16 protein-coding genes and 1 pseudogene are annotated in these 20,819 nt (G+C 55.0%); 6 read left to right on the plus strand and 11 right to left on the minus strand.

All coding sequences use genetic code 11. The features are described from left to right. Nucleotide 1 precedes the first annotated feature (1 nt). The 3 genes from ACG98I_RS04090 to ACG98I_RS04100 form a co-directional block, all read right to left on the minus strand. Nucleotides 2–913, minus strand: a complete 912-nt coding sequence (locus ACG98I_RS04090) for an ABC transporter permease (RefSeq protein WP_394718835.1) — start codon at nucleotides 911–913, stop codon at nucleotides 2–4. A 68-nt stretch (nucleotides 914–981) separates the two neighbouring features. Next, nucleotides 982–2,553, minus strand: coding sequence for a sugar ABC transporter ATP-binding protein (locus tag ACG98I_RS04095; RefSeq protein ID WP_394718608.1), 1,572 nt, complete (start codon nucleotides 2,551–2,553; stop codon nucleotides 982–984). Nucleotides 2,554–2,571: 18 nt separating this feature from the next. After that, nucleotides 2,572–3,573 carry a LacI family DNA-binding transcriptional regulator gene (locus tag ACG98I_RS04100; RefSeq protein WP_394718610.1) on the minus strand — a complete coding sequence of 334 codons (1,002 nt, stop codon included), beginning with the start codon at nucleotides 3,571–3,573 and terminating at the stop codon, nucleotides 2,572–2,574. 262 nt (nucleotides 3,574–3,835) lie between these two features. Here ACG98I_RS04100 and ACG98I_RS04105 point away from each other — a divergent pair, with 262 nt between their 5' ends. From ACG98I_RS04105 to ACG98I_RS04115, 3 genes are read left to right on the plus strand one after another with little or no spacing between them, the layout of a single operon-like run. Continuing rightward, nucleotides 3,836–4,972 (plus strand): ImmA/IrrE family metallo-endopeptidase, encoded by a 1,137-nt coding sequence (locus ACG98I_RS04105; RefSeq protein WP_394718612.1) that lies wholly within the window; start codon nucleotides 3,836–3,838, stop codon nucleotides 4,970–4,972. Then, nucleotides 4,972–5,463 carry a DUF4411 family protein gene (locus ACG98I_RS04110; RefSeq protein ID WP_394718614.1) on the plus strand — a complete coding sequence of 164 codons (492 nt, stop codon included), beginning with the start codon at nucleotides 4,972–4,974 and terminating at the stop codon, nucleotides 5,461–5,463. The genes ACG98I_RS04105 and ACG98I_RS04110 overlap by 1 nt, the downstream gene beginning before the upstream one ends. Before the next feature lie 33 nt (nucleotides 5,464–5,496). Then, nucleotides 5,497–6,678 (plus strand): SLC13 family permease, encoded by a 1,182-nt coding sequence (locus ACG98I_RS04115; RefSeq protein WP_394718615.1) that lies wholly within the window; start codon nucleotides 5,497–5,499, stop codon nucleotides 6,676–6,678. Here ACG98I_RS04115 and ACG98I_RS04120 read toward each other — a convergent pair. The 4 genes from ACG98I_RS04120 to ACG98I_RS04135 form a co-directional block, all read right to left on the minus strand. Beyond that, complete coding sequence (locus ACG98I_RS04120; RefSeq protein WP_394718616.1) at nucleotides 6,675–7,718, minus strand: ABC transporter ATP-binding protein; 1,044 nt, start codon at nucleotides 7,716–7,718, stop codon at nucleotides 6,675–6,677. The genes ACG98I_RS04115 and ACG98I_RS04120 overlap by 4 nt on opposite strands. A gap of 3 nt (nucleotides 7,719–7,721) precedes the next feature. Continuing rightward, nucleotides 7,722–9,329 carry an ABC transporter permease gene (locus tag ACG98I_RS04125; RefSeq protein ID WP_394718617.1) on the minus strand — a complete coding sequence of 536 codons (1,608 nt, stop codon included), beginning with the start codon at nucleotides 9,327–9,329 and terminating at the stop codon, nucleotides 7,722–7,724. 26 nt (nucleotides 9,330–9,355) lie between these two features. Continuing rightward, nucleotides 9,356–10,408, minus strand: a complete 1,053-nt coding sequence (locus ACG98I_RS04130) for an ABC transporter substrate-binding protein (protein ID WP_394718618.1) — start codon at nucleotides 10,406–10,408, stop codon at nucleotides 9,356–9,358. A 130-nt stretch (nucleotides 10,409–10,538) separates the two neighbouring features. After that, nucleotides 10,539–12,029: a PucR family transcriptional regulator gene (locus ACG98I_RS04135; protein ID WP_394718619.1), complete on the minus strand. Its 1,491-nt coding sequence runs from the start codon at nucleotides 12,027–12,029 to the stop codon at nucleotides 10,539–10,541. Between the two features lie 78 nt (nucleotides 12,030–12,107). On the opposite strand from ACG98I_RS04135, the gene gabT reads away from it, so the two are divergent. Further along, entirely contained in the window at nucleotides 12,108–13,421 is a 1,314-nt protein-coding gene (gene gabT, locus ACG98I_RS04140) for a 4-aminobutyrate--2-oxoglutarate transaminase (protein ID WP_394718620.1), read from the plus strand. A gap of 164 nt (nucleotides 13,422–13,585) precedes the next feature. Continuing rightward, a complete protein-coding gene (locus ACG98I_RS04145; protein WP_394718837.1) occupies nucleotides 13,586–14,755 on the plus strand; it encodes an aromatic amino acid transport family protein in 1,170 nt (389 codons plus the stop codon). Between the two features lie 6 nt (nucleotides 14,756–14,761). On the opposite strand, the gene ACG98I_RS04150 is transcribed toward ACG98I_RS04145, so the two are convergent. Genes ACG98I_RS04150 through ACG98I_RS04160 form a run of 3 tightly spaced genes read right to left on the minus strand, consistent with a single transcriptional unit; the run spans nucleotide 14,762 to nucleotide 17,955 of the window. Continuing rightward, nucleotides 14,762–16,360 (minus strand): thiamine pyrophosphate-binding protein, encoded by a 1,599-nt coding sequence (locus ACG98I_RS04150; RefSeq protein WP_394718622.1) that lies wholly within the window; start codon nucleotides 16,358–16,360, stop codon nucleotides 14,762–14,764. 10 nt (nucleotides 16,361–16,370) lie between these two features. Then, nucleotides 16,371–17,369 (minus strand): agmatinase, encoded by a 999-nt coding sequence (gene speB, locus ACG98I_RS04155; RefSeq protein ID WP_394718623.1) that lies wholly within the window; start codon nucleotides 17,367–17,369, stop codon nucleotides 16,371–16,373. Nucleotides 17,370–17,385: 16 nt separating this feature from the next. Next, nucleotides 17,386–17,955 (minus strand): helix-turn-helix domain-containing protein, encoded by a 570-nt coding sequence (locus tag ACG98I_RS04160; RefSeq protein ID WP_394718624.1) that lies wholly within the window; start codon nucleotides 17,953–17,955, stop codon nucleotides 17,386–17,388. Nucleotides 17,956–18,155: 200 nt separating this feature from the next. On the opposite strand from ACG98I_RS04160, the pseudogene ACG98I_RS04165 reads away from it, so the two are divergent. Beyond that, a pseudogene (locus ACG98I_RS04165) lies at nucleotides 18,156–19,682 on the plus strand (sodium:solute symporter). On the opposite strand, the gene ACG98I_RS04170 reads toward ACG98I_RS04165, so the two are convergent. Then, a complete protein-coding gene (locus ACG98I_RS04170) occupies nucleotides 19,674–20,810 on the minus strand; it encodes a pyridoxal phosphate-dependent aminotransferase (protein WP_394718625.1) in 1,137 nt (378 codons plus the stop codon). The pseudogene ACG98I_RS04165 and the gene ACG98I_RS04170 overlap by 9 nt on opposite strands. Nucleotides 20,811–20,819 lie beyond the last annotated feature (9 nt).

Below are 20,819 nucleotides of genomic sequence, written 5' to 3' on the forward strand. Positions count from 1 at the left end.
GTTAGGATGCCGTCTTATTACGGATGACATCGAAGCCAACAGCCAGGGCAATGACCAAGCCGATGACAATCTGCTGCCAGAATGACGACACGTTGAGCAGGTTCAGGCCGTTGCGGATAACCGCCAGCAAGAGTGCACCAATCAACGTTCCGGTCGCCTTGCCCTGACCGCCAGCCAGGGAAGCACCGCCGATGACCACTGCGGCAATCGCATCGAGCTCATAGCCCACACCTGCCTGTGGCTGTGCGGAGGAAAGACGTCCCGCCATGACCAGACCGGCCAGGGCAGCGAAGAGACCAGACAGTGCGAAGACCGTAATCTGAATGCGCTTGACCGGTAGACCAGATAGGCGTGCTGCCTCCAAGTTGCCGCCGATGGCGTACATGGAACGGCCCAGCACGGTGCGCTCCAGGATGAACCAGCAAATAAGACCAGCAATCACCATCATGACAATCGGGATGGGAATACCAGCCACGGTGGAACCGAGCCAGTTGACGGAATCAGCGGTGGCAATGGGGGAGCCATCGGAGATAACCAGGGTGGCACCACGCGCGATGGACATCATTGCGAGCGTGGCAATGAATGATGGAATCTTGCCGTATGCAGTAGCAATACCACAGATAGCACCTGCCATAAGGCCGGTTAGCAGACCGACGATGAGTGAGAGCCAGCCCGGCAGATTCAAATCCGTAAAGAAGGAGGCTGAAACCATCGCGCCGAGTGCAGCGACCGAACCAACCGAAAGGTCAATGCCTGCGGTGATGATCACGAAGGTCATACCGAATGCCAAGATGGCCACCGTCGCGGCCTGAATGCCAATGTTAAGGAAGTTGTTGACGGTCAAGAAGTGTGGGGTTGCGATGAACAATGCCACGCAGAGGACGATGAGGCCTACGAGCGCGCCATTATTCATCACCCACGTGAGGAACTTATTAGGCGCCTTGGTCTTGGGCGCGGAGTTTACGGGGTTTGCTGTGGTGGTCACTGGGATTCCTCCTCTAGGGTGGCAAAGGCTGCGGCGTGGTCACTCTCGCCAACAGAGTCGGCGCTGGCAGCAGAAGATAGGTTGGAGACGGCAAGCGCCATGATCTCGTCTTGCGTGGTGTCCTTCGGCAATTCGCCAGCGAGCGCACCGCCGGACATCACCAGGATTCGGTCGGACATGCCGAGGACTTCGGGAAGGTCAGAGGAAACCATCAAAACCGCACCACCATTGGCGGTAATTTCATTGATGATTTGATAAATTTCCACCTTCGCGCCCACGTCAACGCCGCGGGTTGGCTCATCCAGCAGCAATACATTGGACTCCGCCAGCACCCAGCGACCAAAGACAGCCTTTTGCTGGTTACCGCCGGATAGATTACGAATCGGTTGGTCAATATGAGCCATGCGAATGCGTAGCTTCTCAGCTACTTCCTGAGCGCGACGCTTTTGTCCGCCTAGGTCAGCCAGTCCGCCTTTTGCTGATGAAGCTAACGTGGCATAACCCAGGTTCTCATTGACCGTGCCATCAAGCACTAGCGCTTGGCCTTTGCGATCTTCTGGAATATGTCCCACGCCAGCGCGAATCGCGCCTTGGATATCGCCGGACTTGAGCTTCTTTCCATCGACCAAGACCTTGCCGGATTCATACTTATCAGCACCGGCAATCGCGCGAACTACCTCCGTGCGGCCAGCGCCAACCAAACCGGCTAGCCCCACGACTTCACCAGCGTGGACGGTGAAAGAGACATCCTCGAACTTGCCGGAAGAAGTCAATCCCGAAACTTCCAGCAACGGTGTGCCTGCTTCCGGAACCGTGCCGCGTGGGTACTGGTCCTCAATGGCACGGCCCACCATGTGCTGCACCAGGGTGTCCTCATCGGTAGAAGCGGGAACCTCCGCCACGAAGTTGCCATCGCGCAAAATCGAAATGGTATCCGCAATGCGCGCGAGCTCATCCAGGTGGTGGGAGATGAATACCATGGCAACGCCCTTGGCTTTGAGCTCATCCAAGATGGCAAAAAGCGCGTCAACTTCCTTGCCGGTTAGCGCCGCAGTGGGCTCATCCAGAATCAGAATGCGGGCATTCATGGATAGGGCCTTGGCAATTTCAATGAGCTGCTGCTTAGCAATTCCCAGTTCACCCACCGGCTGCTTGAGTGGCACATCCAGGCCAATCAGGTTCAACGCGGCTTGGGCTTGGGCATTCAAATGCTTGTAATTAACCAAACCGAAGCGCTTCGGCGTGCGTCCGAGCATGATATTTTCGGCCACGGACAAAGTTGGCACCAGGTTGAGTTCCTGGTGGATGGTGGCAATACCTAGGTTTTCAGAATCATTGGTGGACGTAATGGAAACTTCCTTGCCGTCTACCAAAATCTGGCCAGAATCCGGCGTGTGCACGCCAGCAATCATCTTGATGAGGGTGGATTTACCGGCACCGTTTTCACCAAGCAACGCTTGGACTTGCCCGCGCCGCACATTCAGTGAGACATCTTTGATGACGTTGACCGGCCCAAATGATTTGGACACGTTCACTAATTGCAGAACAGTGTTGTCGGGTTCAGACATGGATTGCACCTCCTTGCTTTAAGTATGTGGGGGAGTAAATTCAATGGATTCGCGGGGAATGAAGCGGGTTTGCACCACGCCGGATTCCGGTGGTGACTTCCCGGCAAGGGCCGTGAGCAGGTTGCGCAGCGCAATCCTGCCCATTTGCTCCACGCTTTGGTCAATGATGGCCACCGGTGCTGGTTGGATGCGCATGAAGACAAAGTCATCAAAGCCGATGAGAGCCAATTGCTTGCCGATTCCCACTCCCGCCCGGTAGCAGGCCTCCAACGCGCCGAAGGTCATCATCGAGTCACCGGCGATAATCGCAGTGGGGTTTTCTTTGAGCAGCCGCTGAGTACCGGTGAAACCTTCTTCATGCAGGTAGCCACCGTGGTGAACGACTGGTTCCAGGTTGAGCTCTGCAGCTACTTCCAAGAATTTCTGTAGGCGCTCCGAACCTGTGGATGTGGTCTGCGGGCCAGCGAGGTACCCAATCTTGTGGTGACCACGCTCAGCCAGCGCTTCGACTGCCGCACGGATGCCTGGTGTTGGGTCAGAAACCACCGCTGGAATGTCACTTCCTGCAACATAACGGTCAATAAAGAGCAGCGCCACCGACTTTGCCACATGTTCTAGCGCCGCGATTGATTCTGCGTGGGGGACCGCGATGATGCCATCTACCTGGCGGGCTCGCAGCGCATCTACTGCCTGTTCAATCTTCGGTGTGCTCTCACCGCTGCTGGTGATGATGGTGGCATACCCATTCTTATTGGCTTCATCCTCAATCGCTGCGGCCATGGCCGCAAAGAAGGGGTTGACCAGGCTTGGTACCACCACGCCGATAGCGTCAGTGCGAGAGCTTTTTAGCGCACGGGCCTGTGCATTCGGGCGATAGTCCAAATCCCGCGCAACCTGTTGGATGTGCTCACGCGTCTTCTTTGCGATGAGCGGGTTATTCGCCAGCGCGCGGGAGACAGTAGAGACAGAGACATTACAGGCTTGTGCGATATCCCTGAGGGTTGTGGGCACGGTAACCATGGAAGGCTCCTTTAGGGGGAATGCAAACGTTTGCATTGGCTTTTTCTTAAACCTACTCAGTACACATTTGGACTGTCAAGTGCCTCAGCTCACCATGCCTCTTTAACGGTACCCCCTGTTTTCCAAAAGTTGAACCCCTGACCTGCGTGAGAATGTGTGGAAATGGGGGTGATTTTGGGCGAGCTTAGATTTCTGATGGGTGTTGTACGATTGCAACAAGGCTCTGGAGAGCGGTAGATGTTCCCAAGGGAAGGAGTGTGCTGTGGCCGTTCATGTACCAATACAGCCCACCGTTTTCGATTGGGCTCGTACCAAGATTGCTCTGACAGATGAAGAGCTGGTGAAGAAGTTTCCTAAGTTCAAGCAGTGGGAGAGCGGTGAAGCTGAACCGACTCTGAAACAAGCGCGGGAGTTTGCCAAACTTGCCCATATCCCATTCGGACGATTGCTCATGAGCGAGCCATCTGGTGAAGACGTAGGGGTTCCCGACTTCAGAACAGTTCGAAATCGCTACGTGGATGACATTAGCCCGAACCTTCGAGAAGTAATTGTGTCTGCTCAAAATCGATTGGGCTGGTACTCCGATTTTTCTCTTGAAGTTGGAGTAGAACCACCGGAGATAGTGGGGCTTGTCCCACAAGCAAGTAATCCGTCCGAAGTTGCGCGATTAGCACGCGAACACCTAGGGCTAGGTCACAGCAACGCGATTCCTGGGCGCGATAAAGTATCGGCATTGGTCGGTGTGATTGAAGAATCTGGCATCCTAGTATCGCGAAACTCGATTGTTGGCAACGCGACGAATAGGCCATTAGACGTTGAAGAGTTCCGTGGATTTACTTTGCTCGATGATGGATTTGGTTTGATTTTCGTCAACACCCGGGATGCTAAAGCAGCGCAACTTTTCAGTCTTGCCCATGAACTAGGACATATCGTCCGTGGACAGGCCGGAATCTCGGATGATTCAGATCAGGTGAGCATCGAGAGTTGGTGCAACCGCTTTGCTTCGGCATTCATTGCTCCAGAAGCACTGGTGCGAAAGCACTTTGACGCCGAGCAATCAGTGCTCGACAATACAAACGGCATGGCTGTGAAGGTCGGTCTGAGTCGCGAAGCTTTGGTTTTGAGATTGGTCGAAATCGGTCTGGCTGCGCAGGGCGATGCAAATGAACTGATCCCCTTGTTCAGGGCAAGCTCTACTGCGACCGATTCGAAGAAATCAAAAGGCGGTCCTTCAAGACCTGTTCTAGTGAAATCCAGGGTGGGGAAGCGATTCTTTAAGTCAGTTGTGAACGCGACCAAAGCGGGAATGTTGCCAGAGCAAGATGCAGCTAGGTTCTTGGGCGCCGCAAACTATGATTCATTCCAGAAGCTAATCGCGACGAACGGTGCGGTGGGCTAATGAAATTTCTGGTGGATACTAACTTTCTAGGGACGCTAGTTGGTATTTGTCCACCCGATATTTTCCCGACTCTGTGGAGCCAACTTGAAACGAAACTCTTTCGGGAAGGAGTATATTTCCATGAAGCAGTTCATGACGAGCAAAAGGCGTGGAAACACCCACAAAGCGAGTGGTACCTGAAGCATATTGGTACTGAGGGGATACTGAAATCAGATGCAGACATTTTGGCTGCCTATGCCGATGTGTCCGAATGGGCTCTAGAGCGAGAGAAGAAGCAGTTATCCAAATCGAGTGCGGTTGATGAATTCCTGAACTCAGCGGATTCGTGGCTGGTAGCAGCTGGAGTGTCTAAGAAGGCGACGATTGTGACTCAAGAAGTTAGGGCTCCGGATGCTAGAAAGAGAATTAAGATCCCTGATGTAGCGGATGCGTTCGGAGTGCCTTGTATCGGTCTCGTTGAATTTCTACGTGCCCTTGAAATACGGGTCTAAAGGAATAATGAAAACTCGGCCTATGATGTTCACGTGATTAAACGCGCGAATTTCACCGCAATATTGTCCGTGCTGGCAATGGTGATGCTTCCGGCATTGGGATTTGTGGAGCTTGCCACGCTGCGTGAACTAGTGGGGCGATTGGTTCCGATCTTTGTCTTCGTGATCGCGATTTCCATCGTGGTCAATGTGTCCTCGCAAGTAGGGCTCTTTGAAGAAGTTGTTGCCAGGATGGAGAAGCTCGCACCAAAGCATAAGGCTCTGCGCCCGATGGTGTTGTGGTCATTGCTCATCCTTCTGGCCCTGGTTGTAACAGTATTTCTTTCGCTCGATACCACTGCAGTGATGATTACGGCTCTAGCGATTCCTCTGGCGCGACGAAACAATATTCCGGTTGTCGGGGTAGCTTTTGCCGTGGTGTGGATTGCCAATATTGCATCTATGCCCTTGCCGGTATCGAACCTGACTAACCTTTTGGCACTGGGCTCGGATGCTTTCGCGGGAACGCTGGATTATCTTTCCTATTCGTGGAAGCCAGCACTCATGGCGATCATTCTCGCGGTTGCAGCGGCAGGCATTTTCACCCTGCTTCAATCACGAATTTCGCGAAATCACGAAATTTCTTCCCGTAGCACCAGCTCGCAATGTCCTCGCAGTCGACTTCTCATTGTCTGTGCTGGTGTGGTTGTAGTGCTCATCCCGGTTCTGGTGACTCCAATTTCGTACTGGCTAAGCACCTCGGTGGCCGCCATCATTATCTTGATTGCGTGTGTGCCTCGGCATTCAAACTTAATCTCCGCTGACCTGGTGCCGTGGAATTCACTTCTGCTGGTGACGGTTGTGTCCACCGTGGCAACGCTGACTCACTCAATTGGACTGGCAGAGTGGCTCAATGGGCTGAACCCGGCGAACCCTGATTCTTATCCGGAGCTTCTTGCCATCGCTGGTGCCGGCGGACTCGCTGCGAACCTGATGAATAACATCCCGGCGTTCCTATTCCTCGAGCCACTCGTCAGTACCCCGGCTAGTTATATTGCGTTGCTGATTGGTGTGAATGCGGCACCAATCATTACGCCGTGGGCGAGTCTGGCCACGTTGTTATGGCATGACCAACTGCGCCGCGCTGGGGTGCACATTAGTTGGGGCAAGTTCATGCTGCTTGGCTGCATCCTTGCTCCAGTGGTGGTGCTGCTGCCGGTAGCAATGCTGGTCTAGTTGGGATAACTCAACAAGCGGGTTGGGATGATTCCGACGGCATCACCGATACCAGGGCGCTGCGAGCTAGTGGTGCGGAATGTGTGAGCACCAGCCTTGGCGGTGATGGAGAAACGGTCGCGTTCAAAAAGCACAGATTCGATGGTGGCATCAATAGCGCCCTGGGTACCGGGGGAGACCAACTGGGTATCTGCAGGCAACACCGCGAGCTGTACAGACCTGCCGTTGTTCGTGGAGTCGGAGTGCTCGATGAGGTCTGAGCTCCACGAGGTATCCAGGTCAGGGGAGTAGGCACCATCGGTATTAAGCTCTGCGGGGAAGATGGTGGCATCGGAGATAAACCCTGCAACGGCGGCTGACTTCGGGCGAATCAGCAATTCCTCTGGGGTCGATACTTGCTCAATCCGGCCATTCTGGAGAACCACAATGCGATCGGCAATGGCCAGTGCTTCGCTGCGGTCGTGGGTGACATGCACGGTAGTAAGCCCCTCGCGCTTGGTCAGCGCAACCAGCTCGCGGCGCAGATTATCGCGCAGCGGTTCATCCAATGCAGATAGCGCTTCATCGAGAAGCAGCACGGTGGGGTCAGCAACAATGGCGCGCGCTAATGCCACGCGTTGGCGCTGACCGCCGGACAAGCTCCCTGGCTTGCGGGTGGCAAAACCATCGAGTCCAACTAAAGACAATGTCCGGTTGACCTTGTCTTTTCGGGTGGCAGCAGAATCCTTAGTGAATTTCAGTGGGTAACCAACATTTGAGGCCACATTCATGTGGGGCCATACGGCATGCTGTTGAAAGACCATACCCATGCCGCGAGATTCGGGAGAAACCCCGGTCAGGTCCTTGCCGCCAACATGAACGGCACCTTCCGAAGGATGGATAAAACCAGCAATGGTGCGCAGCAGAGTTGTCTTACCCGAACCGGAAGGCCCCACCAGTGCGATGAACTCATGGGGAGCGATATCCAGATTGATGTTCTGAAGCCCCTTGGTGCCATCGGGGAAAGTGACAGCGAGTTCACGAAGAGAAATAGCAGACATGATTTAAGAACCTACTTTCGGGGACTTCAGCGTCACTGAGAGCGCGATGATGCCCACGACCATGAACATCAAAGATAGTGCGGAAGCCTGGTTATAGTTGCCGGCTTGTTGCAGATTGAATACCTGCACGCCCAGAGTGGTGGTGCCAGGAGCAATGAGCAAAATGGATACGGTGAGCTCACGAACTGCCGTGACCAATACCAAGACCGCGCCGGAGATAGCCGCGGGAATGGTCATCATGCCCGTGGTGCTAAACAGCGCACGTACAGGACCGGCGCCCGAAATCCGTGCGGCTTCCTCAACTGCAACTGGGGTATTTTGCAAAGGCGCACGAACAGCCTGCAACACCAGGGCCGTAAACGCACAGATATATGCGCCCAGAATGACCCATACCGTGTTGTAAATGCCGGTATAGCGGCCAAAAATCAGCCAGGCGACACCAATGATAAGCCCTGGCAGCGCGGTGGGGAGCAAGACCAGAAGAGTCAGTGCAGTATTGCCAAAGAGCTTGGTGCGTGTGACCAAAAGACCCACGAGCCAGCCCAAGAAACCACAGGCAATTGCGGCACTGACCGCGAGGAAGAGTGAGTTCTGGAAACCGTCGATGACACGGGGATTGTTGATGGCGCCTTCGAAATTGCTCAGGGTGATATTCTCCGCAGTAAAGGCCACACCCGGTGCGGGCAAAAGCGCGCGATAAGCCAGACCCACAATCGGAGCTACGGTGATAATGAGCGCAATAATCCAGGTCACGATGGAGACCGGTCCGCGCGCCGGGCCCAGCTCCATGCGAGCGGATGCGCCAGTGTCCTGCAGGGAAGATGCGGAAAAGCGTGCCACGATGTGGTCAGCGAACACAGCCGCAATACCGAGAAAGAGCAGCACCACACCGATGGTGGAGACCACCTGTAGCGGGTTGTCCACCGTGCCAGAATCCATGAATCGATAGACCATCGTGGCAAGAGTTTCAAAGCGCGCCGGGGAACCAATCAGTGCCGGAATACCAAAATCAGAGAGGTTAGCCACTGCAGTCAACGTGAACGCTGAAAGCAGCGCCGGGCGCAGCAGCGGCAGCGTGATGGTGCGCAAAGTGGTGAAACTGGATGCACCGGAGATACGCGCGGCCTGTTCTAAATCTCCAGGCAAAGACCGCAAAGCATTGGAGACGATGATGTACACCATTGGATAAGAGTGCAAAATCAGCAGGAGAGTGACGCCATCGGCACCGTAGATATTCCAGAGTTCTTGCCCGAACCATCGGTTGACACCTTGTGCTGGGCCGAATAATTGCATCCACGCAATCGCGCCAATAAATGGCGGCACCAGCAGCGGTGACAGTAGAAAGAGTCGCAGCCACCTGCTGGCATAAGTATCCAGGCGGTCAAGCACGATCGCCATGGCAGTGCCGATGATGACGGCACCGATGGCGGAAAGCAGCGTGGTGTAGAAAGAATTCCAGGCTGCATTAAACAATCCCTGATTAAACAGCACAGGAAATTGGTTTCCGCCTAGGGCCAGGCCAATCACCATGGATAACGGGATCAAGAAGAACCCGGCGATGATGAACCAGACTCCAAGGCGGAGGAGTGAAATAGAAGAAAGTAGTCGCATGAACTGATAAGAAGAAAGAGCCTAAATTAGCTCATGAGCTCCTGGAAGGTGGAGACTGCGTCATCCTGGTTTTCAGTAACTGCTTCTAGGTCAGGGTTCAGCAAGTTGATGTCTTCCAAAGCTGGGGTGTCCTCTGGAGTATCAATGCCTTCGCGGACAGGCAGGTAGGCCTGCTCAACCGCTAAGTTCTGGGCTTCTTCAGAAAGCAGGAAGTTGATGTAGGTTTCTGCTGCTTCCTTGTTCTCAGATGCTTCGAAGGCACCAGCTGGCTCGGTGATGTATGGAGCACCCTCTTCTGGGTATGCAGTTGCGATAGGAGAGCCGGCATCAGCCAGATCACGCACCAGGTAGTCAACAACCACGCCAACTGGGCGTGAGCCGGAAGCGATTTCCTGGGAGGTTGGGCCATTGGATTGTGCAATCATGGGCTGGTTTTCAGCCAGTGCGCTGAGCCATTCCTCGCCGAGTTCTTCAGACTCGAGCCACACCGAGGCATTAAATGCTGCCGCGCCAGATACTGCTGGGTCTGGCATGACCAGCTGATCCATGTACTCTGGGTCAGTCAGATCCTGCCAGGACTGCGGTGCGTCATCTTCGCTGATGACATCGGTGTTGTACGCGATGACGGTTGGGATGATGCGGGTGCCCACGTAGTAGCCCTCTTCATCAACTACTTCTTCCATCAAACCTTCGGTATCGACATCTTGCAGCTCCGCCAGGTCACCGTCGGCGGCATAGCCCTCGAAGGTAGGGGAGTCAGCCGCCCACAGAACATCTGCTTCAATACCGCCGGATGCCTTCTCAGACTCAATACGTGCGTTCAGGTCACCGGTGCCAGCGCGGTAGACCTCAACGCTGATATCTGGATGAGCTTCCATGAAGGCCGCGTTGATCTCATCAACCTTTTCCTCAGGCTCTGAGGTGTAAACGGTGATAGTCGTCTGCTCATCGCCGGATGCAGCGGTGGTCTCAGCGTCGGTGTCGCCACCTTCAGAAGGCTCAGAACAAGCAACCAGGACCAGGGCGGTTACCGCTGCGGATGCGGTGGCGAGTGAGCGGCGAATCAGGGAACGAGACATGAAATAGGACTCCAATAGATAGGTTGGTGAACATTTAGACCAACAGTCGATGTTGCCCTATCAATGGAACCAATAGGTTCACAGTTGGTGAACCAGATATGAATTCAGATTGGTTTTGGGGTGTGAATCATCACAGCTCGGGTGTGAAATTCTCCGCTAGAACAGCAAAGAGCATCTCGCCGAAGGTCGCGGGGTCAGAAAGGTCTAGTTCGCAGAGCTTCTCGATGCGCGCTATCCGATTTCGCGCAGTATGACGGTGAATCTCTAATGCCTCAGCGGTAGCACCTAATTGGCCACCTTTGCGTAAAAAGACGGTGAGTGTGCGCGCTAATTCGGAGTTCTCCCTCGCGTCGACCTGCCTGAGCAGACCGATGGTCTCGCGGTTCCTGGCCGATAATGCTTGCTGTACGGCAGGCTCTGTCAGCCACGGCATGGATTGACCGCGCGGCAACAGCTGTTCGCCAAGGGGGAGTGGCCGGGCGCGAGAAAGTAGGTCGTCGACGTGTTCGGCGTTCAGTTCTGTTGCGCGGACGCGACGGTTAATCGCAATACGGATGCGTCTGCTTGATGTTCCGAACATGTCGAGGATGTCTTGGTAGCTTTGCTCGCCATTGAAAAGAGCGAGGAAGCTCAATCGGTCGATGTAGGTGAGATAGAGAAATTGCCCGCGTTCCTCCAATGCGGAATCCAAGGCATGGTGTGCTCTTTCGAGGGAGCGGGGGTCATCGGCAAGCACAATGACCGGCCGTGTGAAGCCGTCTTTATCCCGCGGGAAATCCAGTGTCGAAGGAAGCATCTCCTGCGGCGTGGTGGATTCCGGCAAACCTAAGCTCAAACGAATGGCAAAAGAATTGAGCTCATTGCGTGCTTTGCGCAGCTCCGCGGGCCGGGCCAGCAGCATGTCCGCAAGCCCAGCGCAGTGTCGAATCAGTGAACGGTCTTCAGTATTAAGCGGGTGGTGGGAATCTACTTTGAGCACGTGCTGGCGCTCACCGCGTGCGGTCATGGCATAAGAACTGAAGTATTCACTTTTTGTTGCGGGCGCGGTGCTGGCAACAATTTCCTCACGTTCATTAATGATCCGCATCTCCACATTCAGCAAATACGCCGTTTCATGCAGCAGTTCCGTGAGGTTGCCGCGGGTTGCGGTATGCGTGAGCTTTTCCTGCGCATCTAGGCGCCGGCGCTGCGCGATATCGTGCCGGCGGCTTTGTTCTTGGTGTACCGCGGAGACAATCGAGATGAATGAAATTGGGCGCGGAACCTCAAAAAGTCCCAGGCCTAATTCTTCTGCCGTGGCGATAATGCTTTCAGGGATGGTGGGAAATATCAGACCCGTGCCGATGCCCACTGCCACGGCGCCGGCATTAGCCAGGTGGGTGAGGTAATCAGCTAACTCACCTTCACGGTCCTCGAAAGCAATTGCAATGGTCAGCACCACTGAATCTGGCTGGATGAACTCCGTGGCGTCTTCCAACTCATTGGTTTGAACAATGGCGAATTCACTCGCTGTGGGCGGGACAATTTCTTTGATATCTAGCGCGCCTTGGTTGAAAAGCCACTCGAATTCCAGCACCTCGCACTGTCCCTTCTGTATATTTAACTCAACTTCTTTCGCCATAGTGTACATGGTGCACGGCACACCTTCGGGCCATACTGTTTGGAAACACAAAAATTTGAGCCTTGAAGGGGAGGACACATGTTGGACTTCGATTACCACCTGCCGCAGGAACGCCGAGTGGTCACGGATGGACTGGGAGAAAACAGCGCTGCGCTCGATTCCCGCCGCCAAGACGCAGTCGCACGGGCACTGGCGCCGGGTCTTCCTGGGTATATCGTTGCGGCCGATGGCGGTGTTCTGGTGGATGCCGATGATAATTCTTTCATCGACTTTGCATCCGGTATTGCTGTGACCTCAGTGGGCGCATCCAATGAGCGCGTTGCCGCGGCGATTGCAAAGGCAGCAACCGAATTTACCCACACCAGCTTCATGGTCTCACCATATGAGTCCTATGTGGCTGTGTGCGAGAAGCTCAACCAGCTCACCCCGGGCGATCACGCGAAGAAGTCGGTTCTGCTCAACTCCGGTGCAGAGGCAGTAGAAAACGCCGTCAAGATTGCGCGCAAGCACACCGGTAAGAATGCTGTTGCCGTATTTGATTATGGCTACCACGGCCGCACCAACCTGACCATGTCCATGACGGCGAAGAATAAGCCGTACAAGACTGGGTTCGGCAGTTTGGCGGGCGATGTACACCGCATCCCGATGTCTTACCCTGCCCGCGATGGTCTCAAGGGTGATGAGGCAGCAGCACGCGCGATTAAGGTACTTGACCAGCAAGTTGGTGCAGAAAACCTAGCATGCGTGGTCATTGAGCCAATTCAGGGCGAGGGCGGCTTCATCGTTCCTGCCAAGGGCTTCTTGCCGGATATCGCCGAGTGGTGCCGCGAAAATGACGTGGTCTTCATTGCCGATGAAATCCAGTCCGGCTTCGGTCGTACCGGCGCATGGTTCGCAACCGAAGATGAGCAGGTCATTCCGGATCTGATTACCACCGCCAAGGGCATTGCTGCTGGTATGCCACTTTCTGGTGTGACTGGCCGTGCGGAAATCATGGATAGCCCAATCCCAGGTTCTTTGGGCGGCACCTATGGCGGCAACCCCGTCGCGTGTGCGGCAGCGCTCGCGGCTATCGATGAATACGAAACCCATGACCTTTTGGGCCGCGCGCGTGAGATCGAGGCAATCGTTCGAGAGTACTTCGAGCCACTGACTGAGCTGGAATCTGTGCTCGATGTTCGTGGACGTGGCGCAATGATGGCCATCGAGCTCATTAATGCCGATGTCACCGCTGCGATTGCCGCGGCCTGCAAGAAGCAGGGCATTCTCATCTTGACCTGTGGCCTGGATGGCAACGTCATCCGCTTGCTGCCTTCGTTGACCATCCCAGAACACCTCCTGCGTGAAGGTCTGGACATCCTAACCAAGGAAATCCGTGCGGCGCTGGGCTAATCACCTGGAGTCATAACTACTACTTACACCCCTGACCAGTGAATCTTTCACGGTGCTGGCCAGGGGGACACTCATATTATTGAGGGGATGAAAATTTGAATAGCAATAACATCACGGTTGATGATTCTGTCAATCCTTCAAAAGAAGACCAGGGCGAAAGCCGCATCACGCCGTGGCAAGGTGTGGCCTTAATCTTCGGTACCAATATCGGTGCCGGCATTTTGAGCCTTCCTTATGCTGGCCGGAACGGTGGCTTCCTAGCACTATTCATCGCGCTGGCTATCGCGGGTATTTTGACCACGCTGTCCATGATGTATGTGGCAGAAGTATCGCTGCGCACCAATAAGCCACTGCAGCTTTCTGGTTTGGCGGAGCAGTACCTAGGCCACTGGGGACGCTGGTTGGTCTTTGCTGCAATTGCGGTCAACGGCACCGGTGCCCTGATTGGTTATGCAGCTGGTTCCGGTGAACTTTTAGATAACCTGCTGGGCATACCGCCGACCATCGGCACGCTGTTATTCTTCGCGCTCGGTACCTTCATTATGTACAAGGGCTTGGAAGCAACCGGTGTGGCAGAAGCCGCCATCACCATTGCGATGGCGGCCATCGTGCTCATCTTGGTGATGTGGACCTTCATCGGCCCTGGCATTGAGTTCGACAACCTGTGGATTCTGCGCCCATACTTCATCATCCCGATCATGAACCTGGCCGTGTTTACCTTCATGGCGCAGTACGTGGTGCCGGAGCTCGCCCGCGGTATGCGCGATAAGCACCCCGATAAGATCGTGCCAACCATTATCGGCGGCATGGCTGCCACCGGTATCACCCTGTCCGCGGTTCCTTTCGCAGCTCTTGGCCTGCTGGGCACCAACGTGTCCGAGGTGGTTACCGTTTCCTGGGGTGAGGAGCTTGGCCCCATTGCGTACTACCTGGCGAACCTCTTTGCACTCTTCGCCATGATGACGTCATTCCTTGCCATTGGCTATACCACCATGCGTAATGTCTTGGACATCTTCCACTGGCCACAGCACGGTTGGCAGCGCGGTGTTGCCGTGGCCATGACCGTTGGTTTGCCACTGATTATTACCTTCGCTGGCTTCGGCGGATTTGTTTCCGCACTCAGTTACGCCGGTGGTATTGCTGGTGTAGTTATGTCTATTATTCCGGTGATGCTGCTGCACGCTTCCCGCAAGTATGGTGACCGTAATCCTGAGTGGTCACTTGGTTGGGCGGCACACCCGATCTTCCAAGCGACCATCATCATTGTCTATGGTTTGGCCTTCCTCTATTCCATCGGCAGTATCTTCGGACTCGTCCCAGCCGGTTGGGCATAACGGCTTTTAGGTCAGCTCCCACATCTTCATGTGGGTTTCTAAGACCACCACATTAGGACCAGACTCTGCGGCAAGTGCTTCTTCCAGCACCTGCTGCAGAGTCTCTTTTGTTGCCCTGGTTGCTGGGACACCAAAAGATTCAGCGAGCTTTATAAAGTCTGGCCGTGCGAGCTCAGTTGCCGTGGCCTGCCCGAATTCAGCATTCATGTATTCGCGCAAGATGCCATAGCCGCCATCATCCACAATCAGCCAGGTGACAGGCACATTATGCTGCACTGCGGCGGCTAACTCTGAGGTGGAGTACAAACTGGAGCCATCACCAGCCAGTGCAAATGTGCGCTTGCCCAAGCCCACGGCCCCGCCAAAAGCCGCGGGAAAGCCATAACCTAAGCCGCCGGCACCTTGTGCCGAGTGGAATTGACCGTCCTTGGCATCCCACACATTCCATGACCAATACGCAGCAATCGTCATATCCCAGTAGGTCTGCATATCAGCGGGTACCGCCTGGCGAATAGCAGCCATGATCTCACGCTCATGGTCTAATCCCACATTGCTCATGCGCTGCTCGACCATTGCGTTGACCTCTTCCACAGCTTCTTTCGCACCATGCTGTGCTTTATCAACTGCCGGAATGAGTGCACGTAGAAACTCAGAAATATCCGCGCGAATGCCCAATCCCGGATGATTGGACTCAAGTACCTTGGCCTCGGCATCGACCTGGATGATTTGGCCTTTGGGCTTCATCGTGAAGTAATTGGACGTGACTTCACCTAGTGAACTGCCTAAGACCAGCAAGGTTTCGGCTGATTCCATGAGATTAGTGACGTGGCGGTCCTCGATGAAATTAACCGCCAATGGGTGCGCACGGGGGATAGCGGTATTACCGCCAACGGTGCAGACCACAGGGGCATCTATCTTTTCTGCAAGCTGCGTGAGCAATTCACTCGCCCTTGAGCGCCTGGTCCCTCCGCCAGCCACAATGACCGTGGCGCTGTGATTGATCAGCGTGGCTGCAGCTTCAACCAATGCGGGATTCGCAGCAGGTTGTTCCACGTTTACAGAAGCCGATTCAATGGGTGGAATGCTATGAGGATCAAGCAGAATATCCTGCGGAATCTCCACCCAGACTGGTCCCTGGGGTGCGGTCATTGCAACTTTATAAGCTTCCTCGAGCACACTCGGAATCGCAGAAGCATGCTGAATAGTGGCCTGAAACTTGGTCACATTGCGTACGGATTCGGTCTGCTCATCTAGTTGATGCAGCATGCCGCGCCTTTTCGCGCCCAAGCCAGGTGTCGGAATCTGTGATGAGACCACCAGCATGGGCACACCCGTGGCATAAGCTTCCTGCAGACCAGCGAGCGATGTCAGCGCGCCGGGGCCGGTGGAAAGAAACAAGGCTGCGGGGCGACCGTTGGCACGCGCGTAGCCATCGGCAGCAAATGCGGCATTATTTTCCACGCGGCTGGAGTAAAAATTCAAGTTCGACCGCGACAATGCATCAAATAGTCCCAGTGCATGCTGGCCAGGGATACCAAAGACATCGGTTATACCCAAAGCAGTTAGGGTTTCGACCACGATGTCGCCGCCATTGCGATTGCTCATTCCTTATTCCTTATTCGGTCTTGGTTCCGGCGCGCAGATCCGCCATGAGAGTAATGAGGTCATAAGCCACGTGCGATGCGGCAATGCCCGTGAGCTCCGCATGGTCATAAGCAGAGGAGACTTCAACGACATCAGCGCCAACAATGTTGAGTCCGCGCAGGCCACGGATGATTTCCAATAGCTCACGTGAGGTGAGTCCGCCGGCCTCCGGGGTGCCGGTGCCAGGCGCATGCGCTGGGTCCAGGACGTCAATATCCACCGAAATATACAGCGGGCGCTTGCCCACGCGGTCACGCAGCTTGGCAATAATCTCATCCACGCCTTGGCGGAATACGTCAGAAGAGGTCACGATGCCGAAGCCGAATCGACGGTCATCTTCTAAGTCCTTCTTGCCATAAAGTGGGCCGCGGGTGCCCACGTGGCAGATGCCCTCGGTATCTAAGATTCCTTCTTCCACCGCACGGCGAAATGGCGTGCCATGGGTGTAGTCAGCACCGAAGTAGGTATCCCAGGTATCCAAGTGGGCATCGAAATGCAGCAGCGCGACCGGCTCTTTGGCGCGTACCGATGCCGCCCTTAGCAGCGGCAACGCAATCGTATGGTCGCCACCGATAGTCATCAATGAGGAACCATCCGCGGTGAGATCCAGCGCGTCCTGCTGAATGGCTTCGATGGCTTCTTCAATATTGAAAGGGTTGACCGCCATATCGCCGGCATCGACGACCTGCGTTTGTGCGAAGGGTGATGTATCCGTTGCTGGATTATATGGGCGCAGCAGGCGGGAGGATTGGCGCACGTGACCGGAACCAAAACGCGCGCCGGGACGGTAGGAGACGCCAGAGTCAAAAGGTACGCCAACCACTTTGATTCCAGCTGTGTGCTCTTGCGCTTCGATATCGCGCAAGCGGGGGAGCAGAGCATAGGTGGCTTCGCCGCCAAAGCGTGGAACCAGTGCCGAATTGACCGGCCCGATGTGTCCGCCTTCTTCAACGCGGGGGATTTCTAGCATGGTTTAAGTCTTTCTTTTAAGAAACCCCAGACAGAACCCACAACACCTCAGCCTTGTCAGCTGATGGGTTATGCCAGGTGTGGGGTTCTGCGCCGGGGAATGTCAGGGTGTCTCCAGCCTGCAGCTGGAATTCTTCGCTCGAGGTGGTGACTACGAAAGAGCCGGTAATGACGTGCACGGATTCAATATTGCAGTCCATGGTGTAAGGTTCTTCCTCACCTCGGCCATGGCCATCAATCGACATGTGGATGATCTGGATGTCGCGCTGCGTGCGCGGAGTCAGCAGGCGTTCCACGATGCCGTCACCGCCCAAATCGACCGGTGGGGAATCTGCGAATTTCACCACGGAGACCTCCGGGCTATCGAGCAATTGCCCCGGATTGATCCCTAGAACCTGGCATAACGTCACCAAAGACTGCACCGATGGGCTGGTTAAATCGCGCTCTACGCGGGAGATAAAGCCCTTGGAAAAGCCGGTACGTTCTGCAACCTGTTCAATGGTAAAGCGGCGGCGTTCGCGCAGCGCGCGCAATTTGCGCCCGAGTGCAATTTCGGTTGCGCCCGGTTCTATGGGAAGAGATTTCATGATGGCAGCCTACTTGATTGATTTCTAAACACTGTTGCCCATTGGGCAACTAATGTTTAGTATAGGGGCACACCTTGTGATGCGCGATACATAAGTTTGAAACTGACGTGCCCATTACTCACTTCAACTACTCACTTCAACAAGAGGAATCCAACAAGGAATGGCTCAATATCGCTGTCCTGGCCCTATATCTCGTGGGCATGATTGCCTTCGGCTTTTGGGGAAGCAAAAGAATCACTAATACCGCTGACTACCTGGTTGCTGGCAGGAATCTCGGCGGAATTCTCTACACTGGCACCATGGTGGCTGTCGTCCTCGGTGGCGCATAAGCTGTCGGCGGAATTGGCCTGGGCTATACCTACGGTATTTCTGGCTTCTGGCTGGTCATCGCCATTGACGTGGGAGTGTTGATACTCAGCCTCGCCTTCGCGCCCGCACTGCAGCGCCTTCGAATCTTTACAGTCTCGCAGATGCTCACGCTGCGCTATGGCTCAGAATCAACGCAAGCATCTCCACTCATCATGCTGGCGTACACCTTGATGCTGGCCGCAACCTCTTCGGGCGCCTATGCTTCCGTATTCGTGGTGCTCTTTGGTTGGGAACGCTGGGTTTCTATCCTCGTGGGTGGGGCAGTGGTTCTCATCTATGCCACCATCGGCGGCATGTGGTCCATCGCCTTGGCGGATATGGCGCAATTTATCATCATGACCATTGGCATCTTTGCCCTCATGCTGCCGATTTCGCTGTCTCAGGCCGGCGGTTGGTCTGGGCTACAGGGACGCCTGGATGCGGAGTTCTTTGATATTGGTGGCATGGGTCTGCAATCAATAATTACCTACTTTGTCATCTACACCCTGGGGCTGCTTATTGGCCAAGATATTTGGCAGCGCGTATTCACTGCGAAGACCCCGGGCGTAGCCCGATTGGGTGGAACCGCTGCTGGTATTTACTGCATTCTCTTCGGAGTTGTCGGTGCCATCATCGGCATGGCTGCCGCGGTGCTGCTGCCAGGAATCGACGTCCGCGATGATGCATTCGCTTCCGTGGCAGTCGAGATTCTTCCCGTTGGCATCGGTGGCATCGCACTGGCAGCTGGCGTGGCTGCGATGATGTCCACGGCGTCCGGTGGATTGATCGCCGCGGCCACCGTGGTGCAAGCCGATGTCATTCCTTTGCTCAAAGGCATGGCTGAAAAGCGCGGACCGCGCAAGCTTAGCCCGATGGAAGTAGTCAAAGTTGCTGATGCTTCGGCAGCGCGCGCTGAACAAGCTGAGGAAAACATGGAACTCAACCGTCGCTGGGTGCTGTTCTTTGGTGTCCTCGTGCTCATCATCGCGATGGCAGTGCCAGATGTGGTCGCCGCGTTGACCATTGCCTATGACATTCTGGTCGGTGGTCTTTTGGTTGCGATTATTGGCGGACTGGTGTGGAAACGCGGCACGGGCGCTGGCGCCACTTGGGCGATGATAGCCGGAACCCTGGGCACGTTGGTCACCATGGGAGTGATGGAATTTCAGGCAGAAAGCCGTTTCGACGGTGTCTTCGCCAATGAGCCTATCTATGTTGGCTTGGGACTTTCCGCCGTTGTGTACATCGTGGTCTCACTGGCCACCAAGCCAACTGATCCGGAGGTACTCGCCGCATGGATCAAGCGCACAAAAGAAGGCGCGCCTTCCCTTGAACAGGTTGAGGAAGACGCGAAGAATATTGAAGCCAAGCTAGTCTAGCTGCTCAAAATACTGCCTTATAATGCCAATGCCACGTTCGATGTCTTCTTGTGATGCTGCAAAAGACAATCGGAGGTGGCCTTCGGCATCTGGGCCATATTCCGCACCCGCGCGCACCAAGACCCCTCTTTCGGCCAATGCCGCTGCGACCTCGGAAGACGGCAGTCCTGTGTCATAGGAAAAGAAGGCATAGAAGGCACCTTCAGGTTTGACCAGATGAACGTGGGGAACCTGCGATAAAAGTTCCACCACCAAGTCACGCCGCGCAGCATATTCCTCCAGCATCGGAGCAACGATAGATTCTGGAAGCTCTAATGCAGCGAGTGCCGCCAACTGTGCTGATTCGGAAACGGAGCCATTAAACGTGCGATGCATTTGCGAAATTGCCGCAATGAGTTCGCGGTCTCCCGCGATGTACCCGACACGGAAACCGGTCATGCAGTATTTCTTAGAAAAAGTCTGAACATACAGTGTTCGCTCCAATAATCCAGAGACCTCCAGCGCAGAGGTAAAAGGCGCTTCCGTATAAGTCAATGCCGAATAAGCCTCATCAGAGACCACCAGGGTATCGGTGCCGTGCAGGATGTCAGCGAGCTTTTCCAACTCGGCGCGGGTATGCACAATGCCATTGGGGTTAGAAGGATTGGAAAAGACAATCATCTTCGCGCCCGTCAGCGCCTTTTCGAGTTTGCCAAAATCAAAGTGCAAATCTGGACCCATCGGCACAAAATCCACGATTCCACCAGCGAGAACCACTTGGTCCGCATAGAGCGAATAGGCCGGCTGCGGAATGACCACCTTGTCCCCGGGATTAATCAGTGCAAAGAAGAGTGCTCCGAGTCCCGCCGTTGCACCATGCGTGACCAGCACATTATTTTCATCCCAGCCTGGTGCGCTAGCAGGTAATGACTCCAGCAGCGCTTGGCGTAATTCGGCCATGCCGTGTTGGTCCGCGTAGTGGGTCCGGCCATCATTGTGCGCCTGAATGCTGGCATCAATGACCTCTTGGGGCGGCGGGAAGTCTGGCTCACCCAACGCTAAAGACACCGCGCCGGGCGGGACCACGCCAAGGGGTGGACGAAGCGAGGAGCGCCGCTGTTCAATAATGCGCTGGGCAATGTGGGACATTGTGGAATT

The organism is Corynebacterium sp. L4757 (assembly GCF_043673995.1).
Lineage (GTDB): Bacteria > Actinomycetota > Actinomycetes > Mycobacteriales > Mycobacteriaceae > Corynebacterium.

What these genes read in the sequence shown, in the direction of transcription:
- ACG98I_RS04090 (WP_394718835.1), bottom strand. Translation starts at nt 913, where the DNA reads ATGAATAATGGCGCGCTCGTAGGCCTCATCGTCCTCTGCGTGGCATTG.
- ACG98I_RS04120 (WP_394718616.1), bottom strand. Translation starts at nt 7,718, where the DNA reads ATGTCTGCTATTTCTCTTCGTGAACTCGCTGTCACTTTCCCCGATGGC.
- ACG98I_RS04170 (WP_394718625.1), bottom strand. Translation starts at nt 20,810, where the DNA reads ATGTCCCACATTGCCCAGCGCATTATTGAACAGCGGCGCTCCTCGCTT.
- ACG98I_RS04100 (WP_394718610.1), bottom strand. Translation starts at nt 3,573, where the DNA reads ATGGTTACCGTGCCCACAACCCTCAGGGATATCGCACAAGCCTGTAAT.
- ACG98I_RS04125 (WP_394718617.1), bottom strand. Translation starts at nt 9,329, where the DNA reads ATGCGACTACTTTCTTCTATTTCACTCCTCCGCCTTGGAGTCTGGTTC.
- speB (WP_394718623.1), bottom strand. Translation starts at nt 17,369, where the DNA reads ATGCTAGAAATCCCCCGCGTTGAAGAAGGCGGACACATCGGGCCGGTC.
- gabT (WP_394718620.1), top strand. Translation starts at nt 12,108, where the DNA reads ATGTTGGACTTCGATTACCACCTGCCGCAGGAACGCCGAGTGGTCACG.
- ACG98I_RS04110 (WP_394718614.1), top strand. Translation starts at nt 4,972, where the DNA reads ATGAAATTTCTGGTGGATACTAACTTTCTAGGGACGCTAGTTGGTATT.
- ACG98I_RS04160 (WP_394718624.1), bottom strand. Translation starts at nt 17,955, where the DNA reads ATGAAATCTCTTCCCATAGAACCGGGCGCAACCGAAATTGCACTCGGG.
- ACG98I_RS04150 (WP_394718622.1), bottom strand. Translation starts at nt 16,360, where the DNA reads ATGAGCAATCGCAATGGCGGCGACATCGTGGTCGAAACCCTAACTGCT.
- ACG98I_RS04095 (WP_394718608.1), bottom strand. Translation starts at nt 2,553, where the DNA reads ATGTCTGAACCCGACAACACTGTTCTGCAATTAGTGAACGTGTCCAAA.
- ACG98I_RS04130 (WP_394718618.1), bottom strand. Translation starts at nt 10,408, where the DNA reads ATGTCTCGTTCCCTGATTCGCCGCTCACTCGCCACCGCATCCGCAGCG.
- ACG98I_RS04135 (WP_394718619.1), bottom strand. Translation starts at nt 12,029, where the DNA reads ATGGCGAAAGAAGTTGAGTTAAATATACAGAAGGGACAGTGCGAGGTG.